The sequence below is a fragment of the Parashewanella hymeniacidonis genome, from assembly GCF_016900895.1.
Lineage (GTDB): Bacteria > Pseudomonadota > Gammaproteobacteria > Enterobacterales > Shewanellaceae > Parashewanella > Parashewanella hymeniacidonis.
Genome location: NZ_JAFEUN010000108.1, coordinates 1 through 15,310 on the forward strand (window position 1 = coordinate 1; position 15,310 = coordinate 15,310).

General features: G+C 37.5%; 14 protein-coding genes and 1 pseudogene. 6 read left to right on the forward strand and 9 right to left on the reverse strand.

Annotated elements, in window-relative coordinates:
* Positions 1-135 precede the first annotated feature (135 nt).
* Positions 136-471 carry a hypothetical protein gene (locus tag JQC92_RS17640; protein ID WP_205000872.1) on the reverse strand — a complete coding sequence of 112 codons (336 nt, stop codon included), beginning with the start codon at positions 469-471 and terminating at the stop codon, positions 136-138.
* A 527-nt stretch (positions 472-998) separates the two neighbouring features.
* On the opposite strand from JQC92_RS17640, the pseudogene JQC92_RS17645 reads away from it, so the two are divergent.
* Positions 999-1,949, forward strand: a pseudogene (locus JQC92_RS17645) (ISAs1 family transposase).
* A 112-nt stretch (positions 1,950-2,061) separates the two neighbouring features.
* Here the strand turns inward: JQC92_RS17645 and minE are convergent.
* The 3 genes from minE to minC are packed head-to-tail and all read right to left on the reverse strand — an operon-like array spanning position 2,062 to position 3,818.
* Entirely contained in the window at positions 2,062-2,325 is a 264-nt protein-coding gene (minE, locus tag JQC92_RS17650; RefSeq protein ID WP_129947331.1) for a cell division topological specificity factor MinE, read from the reverse strand.
* A 3-nt stretch (positions 2,326-2,328) separates the two neighbouring features.
* Positions 2,329-3,138 carry a septum site-determining protein MinD gene (gene minD / locus JQC92_RS17655; protein ID WP_205000873.1) on the reverse strand — a complete coding sequence of 270 codons (810 nt, stop codon included), beginning with the start codon at positions 3,136-3,138 and terminating at the stop codon, positions 2,329-2,331.
* Between the two features lie 17 nt (positions 3,139-3,155).
* Complete coding sequence (minC, locus tag JQC92_RS17660; RefSeq protein WP_205000874.1) at positions 3,156-3,818, reverse strand: septum site-determining protein MinC; 663 nt, start codon at positions 3,816-3,818, stop codon at positions 3,156-3,158.
* Between the two features lie 121 nt (positions 3,819-3,939).
* On the opposite strand from minC, the gene JQC92_RS17665 reads away from it, so the two are divergent.
* From JQC92_RS17665 to JQC92_RS17675, 3 genes are all read left to right on the forward strand, one after another.
* Positions 3,940-4,227, forward strand: a complete 288-nt coding sequence (locus tag JQC92_RS17665; RefSeq protein ID WP_205000875.1) for a YcgL domain-containing protein — start codon at positions 3,940-3,942, stop codon at positions 4,225-4,227.
* 157 nt (positions 4,228-4,384) lie between these two features.
* Positions 4,385-5,365, forward strand: coding sequence for a lytic murein transglycosylase (locus JQC92_RS17670; RefSeq protein ID WP_205000876.1), 981 nt, complete (start codon positions 4,385-4,387; stop codon positions 5,363-5,365).
* Positions 5,366-5,448: 83 nt separating this feature from the next.
* The gene (locus JQC92_RS17675) at positions 5,449-5,889 is read left to right on the forward strand and encodes a YcgN family cysteine cluster protein (protein WP_205000877.1); all 441 of its coding nucleotides are present in this window, start codon (positions 5,449-5,451) and stop codon (positions 5,887-5,889) included.
* Between the two features lie 59 nt (positions 5,890-5,948).
* Here JQC92_RS17675 and dsbB read toward each other — a convergent pair whose 3' ends face one another.
* A complete protein-coding gene (dsbB, locus tag JQC92_RS17680; protein WP_205000878.1) occupies positions 5,949-6,464 on the reverse strand; it encodes a disulfide bond formation protein DsbB in 516 nt (171 codons plus the stop codon).
* Between the two features lie 79 nt (positions 6,465-6,543).
* A complete protein-coding gene (gene nhaB / locus JQC92_RS17685) occupies positions 6,544-8,133 on the reverse strand; it encodes a sodium/proton antiporter NhaB (RefSeq protein ID WP_205000879.1) in 1,590 nt (529 codons plus the stop codon).
* Between the two features lie 338 nt (positions 8,134-8,471).
* Between nhaB and fadR the strand changes: the two genes are divergently transcribed.
* Positions 8,472-9,188, forward strand: a complete 717-nt coding sequence (fadR, locus tag JQC92_RS17690) for a fatty acid metabolism transcriptional regulator FadR (protein WP_205000880.1) — start codon at positions 8,472-8,474, stop codon at positions 9,186-9,188.
* A gap of 38 nt (positions 9,189-9,226) precedes the next feature.
* Here the strand turns inward: fadR and JQC92_RS17695 are convergent, their stop codons facing one another.
* From JQC92_RS17695 to JQC92_RS17705, 3 genes are all read right to left on the reverse strand, one after another.
* Positions 9,227-10,768 (reverse strand): SpoVR family protein, encoded by a 1,542-nt coding sequence (locus JQC92_RS17695; protein ID WP_205000881.1) that lies wholly within the window; start codon positions 10,766-10,768, stop codon positions 9,227-9,229.
* An 8-nt stretch (positions 10,769-10,776) separates the two neighbouring features.
* Positions 10,777-12,045, reverse strand: a complete 1,269-nt coding sequence (locus JQC92_RS17700) for a YeaH/YhbH family protein (RefSeq protein ID WP_205000882.1) — start codon at positions 12,043-12,045, stop codon at positions 10,777-10,779.
* 212 nt (positions 12,046-12,257) lie between these two features.
* Positions 12,258-14,192, reverse strand: coding sequence for a PrkA family serine protein kinase (locus JQC92_RS17705; protein ID WP_205000883.1), 1,935 nt, complete (start codon positions 14,190-14,192; stop codon positions 12,258-12,260).
* Positions 14,193-14,486: 294 nt separating this feature from the next.
* On the opposite strand from JQC92_RS17705, the gene JQC92_RS17710 reads away from it, so the two are divergent.
* Positions 14,487-15,101: a response regulator gene (locus JQC92_RS17710; RefSeq protein ID WP_205000884.1), complete on the forward strand. Its 615-nt coding sequence runs from the start codon at positions 14,487-14,489 to the stop codon at positions 15,099-15,101.
* Positions 15,102-15,310 lie beyond the last annotated feature (209 nt).

The following is a 15,310-nucleotide window of genomic DNA, read 5'->3' on the forward strand; positions in this document are numbered from 1 at the left end:
TGCCATACGCAGTTACGTTTCGAGTTGTCGAAAGCAAAATATCACAGCCTCAACCTCGTTGAACCTGCTGTTCAGCGGGCACTTGCCTGATATCTTTATTTACCCAGCTGAATAGTTACCTTTTGCTTTTATGCTTTAGAGGCACAGGAAATACTTTAATTTATTTCGGCTGTCACTTTTAGTGACCGGTTTTTCAGTAAAGGTGAACGAAAGACCTTTACTCATGTGTTCGATCGTAAAGACCGTTGATTCATTCAAGAACTTAGTTAGATTTTTGAATAAGTTTTGCTGGTTAGGGCTGTCAATAAGCTTTTCACTACGGTAAAGATATCCTTCGACGCTTTCACTGTGGTTAAGTTGGAACCTGACTTTTTGAGAGTCACTATCAGAAATCGCAAACTCTTGGCAGTCTGTAACTTTCTGCGTATTATTTGAGAAAGATATTCTTATTTTTCCTAATGCTTCTGCCATATCGCTCCTCGATAATGTTGCCAACCAAGAAGTTGTTAAAATCAAAAAATAATACTCGAATAAAGTTATACTAAAAGTGTAACGATAAGTAACCGCAATCGTTTATACCCATGATACTTGAAGATGCATGTTTCAGGACTTTTTCAGCGTCAATTCTTTTAGGCGCATTAGCGAAGGAATATCGGGATTCTTTCGAGCTAATGTAACAAAGAAGAATTGGCGCTGAGAAGTCCACGCAGTGCGAGTTGCACAGCTTGTTACTCTTCGTTGCCAGTGCTAACAATAGCTCACTATTGCCGCACACCGTCGCCTTGATTAACAAGTTGTGCATTCTCGCTGAAATCGAGCATCTTCAAGTATATGGGTATATATCAATAAAAGTCTAAGTGATTTTTACAGTGAGCATTATTTTTCGTTATTTTTCAAGTGGGGTGGTTTGTGAGCAGGGCCGGATCATACTCTAAAAAGGATTGAACTTTCTGGAATAATGGTGATCAGATCATCAAACGAACTCATCCTCAAACATCATGTCCTTATTTGAACATTTATCATTAATCGAAGATCCTCTTTCCCATATTAATCAACGCCATAACCTTGTTGATGTTCTATTTCTTGTTTTTTCTGCAATTACTAGTGGGCAAGATGGTTGGGCTGAAATCCAGAAATTTGGTGAACTCAAGATCAATTGGCTTCGTCAATTTCGAGCATTTAAAAAAGGCATCCCAGAAGGCATACTATTGCTGGAATTGTACAAGCGATAGACCCTGAAGTACTGCAATTAAGCCTTATTAGCTGAATAAATGAAAAGCGAAAAACATCAGATAAGCCACTTATAGCCATTGATGGAAAGGCAATTAAATGGCATCTAAACTTGGTGATAAATCATTTCATTCTGTCGGTGGATATTACATAAATTCGGGATTAGCGCTTTATCAAGATTTGTCATCAGGTAATGGGAAAGAAATTGAGACCGGCAAAACTTTACTGAATATGCTAAAAATTGATAATGCCCTGATAACACTAGATGCACTTCATGCGCAGCCTGAAACTTTAGAAGCAATAATTTCAAGAAAAGCAGATTACGTTGTGCAAGTGAAAGGCAATCAAAAACACTTATATCAAGCCATTCAGGAGCAATTTTCCAAAGCCCACGCTTCGAATGTAGAAACAGCCAGTTTTACAACGACAAATAAAGGTCATGGTCTAGAGGAAGTTCGAACAACTTTCCAGATACCGTCGTTTGTAGCAAATGAAGAGCTCTATAAGAAATGGCCATCGATCCAGACAATCATAGCTGTTGAGCGACACCGAAAAATAAAAAGTAAAACTACCATTGATACTAGGGGCTTGCATTGAATTTAGCTAAAATGGAAACATCTCGGAAAAGAAGTATGAAAAATAAGTTGCAGCGTAGCATGCTTAGCGATGTGTACCGAGAGTTATTGATTTTTGGTGCTGTAAAAGGGCACTCACATTAGCAAAGTACGCTCCGGCCCTCGGTGAACGGTGACGAAAATAGTTAAAAATACAGGATGTTAAATATAGAAAAGCTCAACATCAAACGGTTGAGCTTTTATCGATATGGCAAAATTATTTTGCGTTATCTGGTAGAGTTACATTGAGTTCCAATACAGATAAGTTTTCATCATTTTGTTCCATCTGAACTGAAACTTGCTCTTCTGAAATTGTTACATATTTCTTGATGACGGCAATGATTTCTTGCTTCATTTCTGGCAAATAATCTGGCCCACTACGTTCACCACGTTGATGAGCCACAATTATTTGAAGTCTATCCTTTGCGACAGAAGCAGAGGTTTGTTTTTTATTTGATCTAAAGTAATCTATCAATGACATAATTTAGCTTCCAAAAATCCTTTTCAAAATCCCTTTTTTTTGTTCTTGAATGAAGCGCAGTTGTACTTCAGATCCCATCATACGTTCGATGACATCTTTATAGGCTTCCCCCGCATCACTCTCTTCATCAAGGATTACTGGTACACCAGCATTCGATGCTTTCAATACAGCCTGAGACTCAGGGATTACACCGATCAAATCAATTGCTAAGATATCTTTAACATCATCGACACTGAGCATTTCACCAGTGCTTACACGCTTAGGGGAGTATCGAGTAAGAAGTAAATATTCTTTCACTGGCTCAAGGTTTTCAATCGCACGCTTAGATTTGCTTTGTAAAATTCCAAGGATTCGATCTGAATCCCGAACAGAGCTGACTTCAGGGTTTGTTGTGACGATGGCAATGTCAGCGTAATATTGAGCCATCATTGCGCCTTGCTCGATACCCGCAGGTGAGTCACAAACAATATAATCGAAATCAGCTTTAAGGTTATCAAGTACCTTTCCTACACCTTCCACTGTCAAAGCATCTTTATCTCTTGTTTGAGATGCTGGAAGAATAAAGAGGTTAGGGTTGCGCTTATCTTTAATTAAAGCTTGATTTAAATTAGCTTCACCATTGATAACATTTACAAAGTCGTAAACTACACGACGTTCACAGCCCATAATTAAGTCAAGGTTTCTTAAACCGATATCAAAATCAATTACTACGGTCTTGTGGCCTTTTAAGGCTAAACCAGTTGCAATTGCGGCACTTGATGTTGTTTTCCCTACACCACCTTTGCCCGACGTCACTACAATTACTTGCGCCATAAATTCTTTCCTTTCCTTTAAAAAGGTAATGGTTCTAAAATTAAATTTTCTTGTTCTAATCGAATACAGTTCGCAGGCTGTTCAAGTTGCTCTTGAATTTTATCATTAAGCCAATATTGGCCTGCGATAGAAATTAGTTCAGCTTGAAGGTTGTGGGCGATAACTACCGAGTGTTTATCACCTGCTGCACCCGCCATGGCCTTACCTCTTATGGTACCGTGTATATGAATACTGCCATCAGCGATTACTTCTGCACCGTTACTAACAGAGCCAATAATGATTAAGTCTGCATTTTTTGCATAAACTTGTTGGCCTGAGCGAACGGTTTTTTTAATAACTTTGGTTGTTTTAGGGATTGTTGGTGTATTTACACTTTTGCCTGTTTTTATTGAGGCTAAACCTACGGATTTGGCTTGTTCAATTAAGGTATTACTTGCTTCTGTAATACCTACTATCACTAAATCCATTTCCGCTAGCATTTGCTTTAAATCACCAATGTTGAACTCTTTTTCAACTATTTGAGATAGATTTAAAACTAAAGGAGCGCCAATAAAAAAGTGGGGAGCTAATGCAAGTTTTGCAACTAATTCACTTTTGATTTGCTCTAGATTTGATGTCTTCAAGTGAAGCACTGATAGGGTAAAAGATGACCCTTTTAATTCGAAACTAGATCTTGGCATTCTAAAACAATACCCTTATTCCATCTGGTTTGTACCAGATATCTGATTATAATTTTAAGCGTTCATGTTATAGTGTCGATAGTTATCTGGCAAGTTGTAACTTTAGGATTTATTAAACAAAATGATTTGCGCTGTTTATAAAAGTAGCTTGAAACAAGAAACCTATCTTTTTGTTTCAAAAAAAGGCAATTTTGATGATGTACCAGAGCCATTGATGAAGATGTTTGGTACCCCATCATTGGTTATGTTGCTTCCCCTTGGTAAGAAAAAAAAATTGGCAATAGCTGATATTGAAAAAGTAAAAGAAGAAGTTTTCACTAAAGGCTTCTATTTGCAATTACCGCCACCTCAAGAGAATTTACTCGAAGAACATCGAGCTTCTTTGGGCTTAGATAAAGTTGAGCAATAGCAATTTTAGCAATATGAAGATATGATAAATTTTCTGAGTTCATACTCAGAAAATTTATGTAGTAGTCATTGGCGTTAGTTATATTTCTCTACAACAATAAGAAAGTAATAAATACTGTGTAGTCGTTTATACAGTACAGGGATGATAGGGACTATTTATGGCTGGAAGATCGTTATGGGTTTTGTCTTTGCTATTTGTTACTCAAGTGGCTTTTGCCCAACAGCAAACGTTTAGAGAGTTTATTCAAAGTGTTCAAAAGGATGCGCTTGAGCAAGGGGTATCGAAAGAAACAATTGAGTTACTGTCGAAGCAGTCTAAACCATTTAAAAAGTTAGGTGATAAAGAGCCGACAAGGAATGAAGTGTCGCCAAAATCCCTTGGCGCATATCTAAAATCTGAGGTTCCAGACTCTAAACTGAATTATCTTGCTGACTTTGTTGACAAGTATAAGCAGTCAATCTCCGATATTTCAAAGCATTATAATGTTCAACCAAGATTCATACTTGCAGCTTGGGCATTAGCTGCTGATGACTCAAGTAATAATTCAAGTTTTCCTGTTATTTCGATCTATTCCTCAATGGCTTATGAGACTAGTAAAGATACTTATAAGAAGCAACTTTTTTCATCATTGAAGTCTATTGATTCGAATAAAATTGCGCCACAAGATTTTAAATCCGATTCGAATGGAAAAATGGGGCAATTAGCTTTTACCCCTATGTTGTTTGCTGAGTATGGGCAGGATTGGGATAACGATGGGAAATTTGATATTTGGCATAACAATTTAGACAGTTTGGCGACGACAGCGTATTTTTTACAAAAAAATGGCTGGAATGATTCTATGACTTGGGGTCGACAAGTCGCAATCAATAGTAAAATAGAACTGGCTGATGAAGGACTAACTCCGCAGCCTTTTTCACATTGGGTTTCACTGGGTATTACTAAATATAATGGTTCGGCATTACCTAATCGAGACGATATAACTGCGCAGTTGATTCAACCCGTAAAAACAGACAATCGTCATTATCTCACTTATGAAAATTTTAATATTTTAGAAATGTTGCCCGATGTTGACCAGAAAAAGGCATTGGCTATTACTTACCTATCAGAAAAAATCAAACCAATACTGAGAAAAAAATAGCACTCTTGCGATCTAATATACAGAATAAACGCTAGGCTTGATGTAGAATCTGGCGTTTTTATTTTATTACTTAAAGTAAGCATATGGCATTTTGGGAAGAAAAATCATTATCGGAGATGACGTCACTTGAGTGGGAATCTCTTTGTGATGGTTGTGGTAAGTGTTGTTTAAATAAGATCATTGATGATGAGACAAATGAGCTTTTTTATACTGATGCCGCATGTAAGCTTTTAGATCATAAAATGGCGAGTTGTAAAGACTATTCGAATCGAACTAAATTAGTACCTGAGTGTACTGTTATCACAATTGAGAATCTTTCTGAATTAGACTGGTTGCCTGAATCGTGTGCTTACCGCCGTTTATATCTTGGCAAAACCTTACCTAAGTGGCACCCGTTTATCACTGGCAATAAAAAGAAAATGCATAAGCTGGATATGTCAATAAAAGATAAAGTAATCGATGAACGAAGTGTCAAATACCTCGAAGATCACATTGTAATGTGGCCATTATACGATATTGATTAAGATTTAAATGTGAGTTGATATATCACTTTTACATCAACTCACAGTTTTTAAAAGATTTGTTATTTCTCAATAGTTTTACTAATTGAAGCTTGGAAGAATAGTGCGAAGGCTGCTAAGAAACCGATAAAGACTACAACCATCCACTCTGCCATTGATACGCCCATAAACGTCCATTGAATTTCACCACACATACCTGTCGGCATAAATACCGATGGGAACCATTCATGTAGAGGCATCCAGCTTGGAAAGTCCGGTAAGAATGAACACGTCGCAAAAGGTGACGGGTTATGTTCTATTTCAACAAGCTCAATGGCAATTTTCAGTCCCCAAGAGGCACTTACACCCCAAACGACAACACCTAAAGCTCGAAGTAATCTGGATCTAGGATTAATCAGTCCAATTAAACCAGCGGCCAATAAACCGAACATAGCTAATCTTTGGTAAATACACATTACGCAAGGATCTAAATGCATTACGTGCTGGAAGAAAAGCGCACAGCCTTCAAGAGCTAGGGCTGTTAACGTTAAAATTAGCCAAGCTAATCTTGTTTGAGAAAATGAAATTAAATGCTTCAATTGCCACTCCAAGGAATCGTAAGCCCCTACTAAAAAGTAGGGGCGCTTGATATAACTATAACAATTTGAAATTTAAATGTTAATGGCTAGAGACTGCCGAATCCATTACTTCTTTAACACTATGATGTCCTATCCAATGCGCATCGTAGAAATATTGCGTCATTGACTCTAGACCACCAAGTTGAATGGCTAACGCACCCACAATTGTAAGTACAATTGTATAAGGCAGTGCCATCCAAACCATTCTTCCATAAGACAGTCTGATTAATGGAGCAAGAGCAGATGTTAGTAAGAATAAGAACGCCGCTTGACCATTCGGTGTTGCAACAGACGGTAAGTTAGTGCCTGTGTTAATCGCAACAGCAAGTAAATCGAATTGGTCGCGTGTAATAACACCATCAAGCAATGCTGCTTTAACTTCATTAATGTATACCGTACCAACAAATACGTTATCACTGACCATTGAAAGCACACCATTAGCTAAATAGAAGATAACTAATTGCATATGACCTTCAAAATGAAGTGCCCAGCTGATTACAGGGCCAAATAAGCCTTGATCAATAATTACACCAACAACGGCAAAGAAGACGGCCAATAAAGCGGTAAACGGTAGTGCTTCTTCAAATGCTTTTCCGAGAGCATGCTCATCAGTTATACCGTTAAATGCTGTTGTAATAATGATGACAGATAAACCAATCAAACCTACAGAAGCTAAATGAAGCGCTAGACCTGCGATTAACCAAACACCTACTAAAGCTTGGATAACCAATTTAGCTTTGTCTTTTTTGGTACGGTTTCTATCTTCATGATCAGCATATTCAGATAAAATTTGATGAACGCGTTCTGGAAGTTGTACTCCATAGCTAAATATCTTTAGCTTTTCCACCATGTAACATGTTAATAAACCAGCAATGAGTACAGGTAATGTAACCGGCGACATTCTCAATGCGAACTCCGCAAATCCCCAGTTTGCCTGTGATGCAATAATAAGGTTTTGTGGCTCACCAACCATAGTGCATACGCCACCAAGTGCAGTACCAACACCAGCATGCATAAGTAAGTTACGTAAAAAACCACGGAAGTTTTCCAGTTCATCATGATTAAGCTGTTGTTGCTCTTCATGGGTATGATCATGATCGTCATGGAAGTTTTTACCGGATGCTACTTTGTGATAGATCGAATAGAAACCAATTGCTACAGCAATGATCACTGCAATTACCGTTAATGCATCAAGGAATGCCGATAGAAATGCTGCTGAAAAACAGAACATTAATGAGACGACAATTTTAGAGCGTATCTTGGTAATAATCTTAGTAAATGAAAACAGTAATAACTGCTTCATAAAGTAGATACCAGCAACCATGAAGACTAAAAGTAACAGTACTTCAAGGTTAGCTTGGATCTCGTGAAGAACCTGATATGGACTTGTCATCCCTATGGCGACGGCTTGAATCGCTAAAAGACCTCCTGGCTGAAGAGGGTAGCATTTAAGTGCCATAGCTAAGGTAAAAATGAACTCAATAACCAGCATCCATCCTGCTACAAATGGATCTACAAAAAAGAAAACTAATGGGTTAATTATCAAGCAAGCTAAAATTGCGATCTTGTACCACTTAGGCGAATTGCCTAAGAAGTTATCAATAAACGCCTGACTCATAGTCACAGGCATAGGATCCTCACTAATATTATTATTAATCAACTAAATCAAGTTTTAAAATTATTAATGCCTTAGATTAATTGATCGTGGTTTAAACTAAAAAAATCTGCGACCAGTCTAGTCCATAAAAACTTTAAATGTCATCAAGGAAAAATCTAAAATTATTAAAAATAAGAAGTCTGCGGCAAAATTTTAGTGTCTTCGAGAGCGAAATGCTATCTTTGTCATAATATAAACACGAAAAAAGTGATGTTTTTTTACAATTCCGTTAAATCCAATTGTTTTATTTTGTTCACGCTCTGGTATGATCAGTTTACTTACAAGCGAATTTTTATTGGAAAAGTAGGCTGATGATTATCAATGCCAAAGGACCTGCGAGTTTTGCAGAGAAATATATTGTTCGTTCAATTTGGGAAGGAAAGTTTCCTCCGGGATCTATTTTACCGGCTGAACGTGAACTTTCAGAATTAATTGGTGTTACTCGCACTACATTAAGAGAAGTACTTCAAAGACTCGCAAGGGATGGCTGGTTAACAATTCAGCACGGTAAGCCAACACAGGTTAATAACTTTTGGGAAACTTCTGGGCTCAATATTCTTGAAACCATTGCCGATTTGAATCCTGAAGGCTTTCCTACATTGGTAGACCAACTTTTATCAGCAAGAACTAATATTAGTACTATTTATTTCCGTTCTGCTGTGAGAACTAACCCATCAATGGTTTGTGACGTGCTAGCTAATAGCCATGACTTGGAAGATACTGCAGAAGCCTTCGCAGAGTTTGATTACGAGTTACATCATACTTTAGCCTTCTCTTGTGGAAACCCGCTTTACGTCTTAATTTTAAATGGTTTCAAAGGGCTATATAGCCGTGTTGGTAGATACTATTTTTCAAGTCCTGAAGCGAGAAAATTAGCGAAGAATTTTTACGTTGAATTTGAGAAGCTCGGTCAAGAAAAAAACTTCCAAGAAGTACCTGATTTAATGAGGAAATATGGTATTGAGAGTGGTCAGGTATGGTTGACTATTCGTGATGACCTTCCTGCAGAAATTGCGCACGAAGGCTAGTAGTTAAGCTTCATAATCGATTCAAATAAAAACCACAGCTAGTTTGGCTGTGGTTTTTCGTTTTCTGTATTTATAGACTTTTCTGGACATGTTGCTAAGTGTGTAATGTTTCCTGCAATTGATTCTTCTTCGATATGAATATCAAAGCCCCACAGCCTGTGTAAATGTTTAAGTACTTCTTTGTAGCTGTCATCAAGAGGGATTGAGTTATGGGGGACATGTCGGACTGTTAACGAACGGTCACCATTCACATCCACTCGTTGAACTTGAATATTAGGTTCGTTATTCGACAGATTATATTGTTGAGAGAGCAAATATCGGATTTCTTTAAACCCTGTTTCATTATGTATTGCAGAAATGGTCACGTGATCTTTTTCGGAGTCATTAACGACACTGAAGAGTTTAAATTCACGGATTATTTTAGGAGATAAATACTGACTGATGAAGCTTTCATCTTTAAAATTTTTCATTGCAAAGTGTAATGTTTCCAACCAGTCACTCCCAGCAATATCAGGAAACCAATCTCTGTCTTCTGCCGTGGGTTCTTCACATATTCGTTTGATATCACAAAACATATTAAAACCCAAAGCGTAAGGGTTGATCCCATTATAGTAAGGGCTATCAAAAGCTTGCTGTTTTATTACGCCGGTATGGCTTTGTAAAAATTCAAGCATAAATCTATCAGTGACCACTCCTTCATCATAGAGACGATTCAAAATGGTGTAATGCCAAAATGTCGCCCAGCCTTCGTTCATCACTTGTGTTTGCTTTTGTGGGTAAAAGTACTGTGCAACTTTTCGTACAATCCTAACAATTTCTCGTTGCCAACTTTCTAAAAGAGGTGCATTTTTTTCAATAAAGTAAAGTAGGTTTTCTTGTGGTTCAGCGGGAAAGCATTTTTCATTAGATTGATTTTGTTTGGCATTATTTTGGGGAAGTGTTCTCCACAAATCATTGACTTGGCTTTGAAGATATTCTTCTCGTTGTTTTTGGCGAGCTTGTTCTTGTTTGAATGATATTTCACTTGGCCTCTTATACCTATCGACCCCAAAGTTCATCAGTGCATGACATGAATCTAAAAACTCCTCGACATTAGCAGTACCATGAGCCAGCTCGCATTTTTGAATATAGTTCTTGGCAAATACCAAGTAATCAATTATCGAGCTTGCGTCTGTCCATGTTTTAAAAAGATAATTATTTTTGAAGAAACTGTTGTGCCCATAACATGCATGAGCCATCACTAGGGCTTGCATTGTGATTGTATTTTCTTCCATTAAATAGGAAATACAGGGATCTGAGTTGATTACAATTTCATACGCCAACCCCATTTGTCCACGTTTATAACTTTGTTCAGTTTGAATGAACTTCTTGCCAAATGACCAGTGAGTATAACTAACAGGCATTCCAATTGCGGCGTAAGCATCCATCATCTGCTCAGCAGTGATGATCTCTATTTGGTTCGGATAATAATCAAGCTTGTAGTGATCAGCGACCCGTTCAATTTCTGCTTGATACTTTTCCAGATGAGCAAACGTCCATTCAGGTCCATCGCTTAGCGGTTCTCGTTTTGATTTTGTCATTGGATCACCTATGCAGTCTGCTTTTTGAATAATTCCCTGAAAACAGGGTAGATATCATTTTGTGTTTTGATGTGCTGTACAGCAATGTTATCGTTTTCTTCTTGAAGCTTTTGATATTGCTTCCATAAAGATTGGTGAGCACGCTGTGTTATTTCTATGTAAGAGTAATAACGTACAATTGGCAGTACATTTTTAGAGAGTAATTCAATACATTTATGGCAGTCATCTGCCCAGTTATCGCCATCTGAAGCTTGTGCTACATAGATATTCCACTCATTTTCTGGAAATCTTTTTTGTTGAATTTCATTCATTAATTTAAGTGCACTGGAAACAATTGTGCCGCCAGTTTCTTGAGAATAGAAAAATTCTTGTTCATCAACATCTTTTGCTTGTGTGTGATGACGAATAAAAACAACTTCAAGATTTTCATATGTTCGAGTGAGAAAAAGGTACAACAATATGTAAAAGCGTTTTGCAATATCTTTGGTGGCTTGATCCATCGAACCAGAAACATCCATTAAACAAAACATGACCGCTTGTGATGTTGGCACTGCATGTTTTGCAAAGTTGTTATAACGGAGATCAAAGGTATCAATAAATGGAACCTTCTTAATTTTTGTTTCTAACTCTTTAATTTGTTGCTTTGTTGATTCAATACGATCAGAATCTGAACCTGGAATATCAAGTAGCGCATCTAATTCTGCTATTAATTTAGCAAGTTGCTTTCGTTTGGCCGCAGTTAATGCGATTCTTCTTGCTAGCGAAGTACGTAACGAACGGACAATGTTAATATTTGCTGGAACACCATCATTCGCAAAACCAGCACGATGAATTTGATAATCAACGATTTTACTTAGCTGAGTCTTTTGTAAGTTTGGTAAAGCGAGGTCTTCGAATAAAAGTTCGAGGTATTCCTCTTTTGATATTTGAAATACAAAATCATCTTGGCCTTCACCTGAATCAGAAGCATCCCCATCTCCCTGTCCGTTACCATCATTGTCTTTTGGCTTGGGAATTTTGTCACCTTCAATGAACTCTTTATTACCTGGATGGATCTGTTTTTTTATTCCACCTTTACCTTGATGAAATATAGGTTCAGAAATATCTTTAGTGGGGATACTAATGCTTTCCCCTTTGTCGATATCCGTAACCCCACGTTGTGTCACTGCGTCACTTACAGATTTTTTTATCTGCTGTTTATACCGTTCAATAAAGCGTTGACGATTGACAGTGCTTTTACCTTTAGCATTAAGCCTTCGGTCAATAAAATTTGCCATAAGTCCTCCTTCATACCCGTGAAACTCGCACTTCGTGGGTTCTCTCGGTACTCATTCTTCTTTGTTTCGAAAGCTAAAATCAGTCCCGCTGGTCCTTCACTTTCACGCCTCGAATAATGAATACTGAGAGAGCCTTGAAAGTTGCATCGTGAGTTATCACGGGTATTAAACATGAGTAAACGTGTTCACTCCTTTGAGAGTAAACACTTCTGTTAAGAAGACTTTCTTACCCTTAAGTACCACTCAGAAAGCAGGCGTACTTGCTTTTGTGTATAGCCTTTTTCCATCATTCGATTTACAAAGTCGTCGTGCTTTTTCTGATCATCAGAGGATGTTTTGGCATTAAATGAAATTACTGGCAGTAAATCTTCTGTATTAGAGAACATTTTCTTTTCTATGACCGTGCGTAATTTTTCGTAACTTGTCCATGCAGGGTTATTACCTCCATGATTTGCTCTCGCACGTAGAACAAAGTTCACGATTTCGTTGCGGAAATCTTTTGGATTACTTATTCCGGCAGGCTTTTCAATTTTTTCAAGTTCAGTATTCAATGCCGTTCTGTCAAAAAGTTGTCCGGTTTCTGGGTCGCGATATTCTTGGTCTTGAATCCAGAAGTCTGCATAGGTTACATATCTATCAAATATGTTTTGACCGTATTCGGAATAAGACTCGAGGTATGCGGTTTGAATTTCTTTTCCAATGAACTCTACATACTTAGGAATGAGGTACCCTTTTAAAAACTCTAAATAACGTTCACCGACATCATTTGGAAATTGCTCTTGTTCGATTTGTTTCTCAAGTACATAAAATAGATGAACTGGGTTTGCTGCGACCTCTGAACTATCAAAGTTAAATACACGGGAAAGAATTTTAAATGCAAAACGGGTTGATAAGCCTGTCATGCCTTCATCAACACCTGCGAAATCCCGATATTCTTGATGTGATTTAGCTTTAGGGTCCGTATCTTTTAAACTTTCCCCATTATAAACACGCATTTTTGAATATATTGATGAGTTTTCAGGGACTTTAATACGTGAAAGTACTGCAAATTTAGCCAGTAAATCCAAAGTCGAGGGGGCGCATGGTGCTTCAGCAAGCTCAGAATTAGAGATAAGCTTGTCATAAATCTTCTTTTCTTCGGTGATACGTAAACAATAAGGGACTTTTACGATGTAAACTCTATCTAAAAAAGCTTCATTGTTTTTATTGTTCTTAAATGTTGCCCATTCTGATTCATTAGAGTGAGCGAGGATGATGCCGTTATAGGGTAGGGCTGACAAACCTTCTGTGCCGTTATAATTACCTTCCTGCGTGGCGGTTAAGAGAGGGTGAAGGACTTTAATGGGGGCCTTAAACATTTCAACAAACTCCATTACGCCCTGATTGGCACGACATAATGCGCCAGAGTACGCATAAGCGTCCGCATCATGCTGGGAGAAATGCTCTAATTGTCTTATATCAACTTTGCCCACGAGCGACGAAATATCTTGGTTGTTTTCATCCCCAGGCTCTGTTTTTGCAATACTAATTTGATCCAGAATTGAAGGGTAAACTTTAACCACTTTGAATTTTGAAATGTCGCCACCAAACTCATGTAACCTTTTGACAGCCCAAGGTGACATAATGTCTTTTAAGTATCGCTTAGGAATACCGTATTCTTCACTGAGTATTTTTCCATCGTCAGAAGGGTTGAATAAGCAAAATGGATGGTCATTAACTGGACTACGGACCCCATTTGCACTCAACACATAAACGGGCTGCAGTTGCATTAATGATTTTAGTTTTTCTGCTAGCGATGATTTACCACCGCCCACAGGACCTAATAAGTATAGGATTTGCTTAGATTCTTCAAGACCTTGTGCTGAATGTTTCAGGTAAGAAACAATTTGTTCAATGGCTTCTTCCATGCCATAGAACTCTGAAAAAGCAGGGTAGCGATTGATCCTTCTATTAGAAAAAATTCGACTCAAGATTGGATCTTTCGAAGTGTCGATAACCTCAGGTTCGCCAATAGCCATTAATAATCGTTCAGATGCAGTCACATAAGCACTTCTATCTTCTTTACAAACTGTTAAAAAGTCCTCTAGCGAATATTCTTCATCTAATTTACATTCATATCGTGCTTGGTAATGCTCAAAGATACCCATAGTGCCCCCTTAAGGTCATCGGAGATGACATATTCACCTCTAATAACTTAAAGTCTAGTCACAATATTCTTTCTCGCCACGAAAAAGCGAGTAAAAACAATAGGAAATGGTTGCAAATGCAACTATTTATATGTTTACGGTTTATTAGGTCAATATACCAATTAACTCTCAATTTGACGTGTTAAGCTTTATTCATTTAGAGGGAAACAGTCTTTTAGTTATTGTTTTTGTTTATAGAAGAGATAGAATCATTACAAAGGGAATTATTAACATAATAATAACAAGGTAATGTAAATGTCTGATGCGATTACAATAGCTATTGCAGATGATCATCCTCTGTTTAGACAGGCACTCAGTATCGTTCTCAAACAACACTTCTCACAAGTCGTTTTGCTTGAAGCAAATACTATTGATGAACTCAAAAACAATCTCGAAGCTCGTTCACCAGATTTGATTTTGTTAGATTTAAACATTCCAGGTGCGAATGGGTTTGAAGCGTTAATTGAAACTAAGCAAGAGAACGCAAATACACCCATTATATTAATTTCAGGACAAGAAGATTCAACAACAATAAATAAATCAACTGAGCTTGGCGCTTCAGCTTTTCTTGCTAAGTCATCAGAGCCTACCGAAATGGTTGATGTGATAAAGCAAGTTTTGGCCGGTGAGTTTAAAGTCGAGCCCATAATCTCGACATCTGAAGAAGAGAATAAGCTACTTACATTAACGCCAAGACAATTGAAGATTCTTGGTATGTTCGCTAAAGGGTTATTGAATAAGCAAATAGCTGCTGATCTTGAAGTCAGTGAAGCAACCGTGAAAGCTCATGCAACAGCCATTTTTTTAAAATTAAATGTAAAAACCCGCACTCAGGCTGTAATTGCCTATCAAGATAACATTGCTTCTTAAGCATTTTTCTTGAGTAAGTTGTAGTGACTGATCTTATTATCGAAATGATCAGTCACTAACTCTTACAACCTAAATTTAATAAATCGATTATATACCCATATATGGACTCTCCCCTATTTACAAGGCATTAGTTTTTGAAAAAACAGGGTTCATTGCTGTCATATATTCGGCTTATTTATCAAGAAATCTGTCTTGTAGCCTTGATGGTA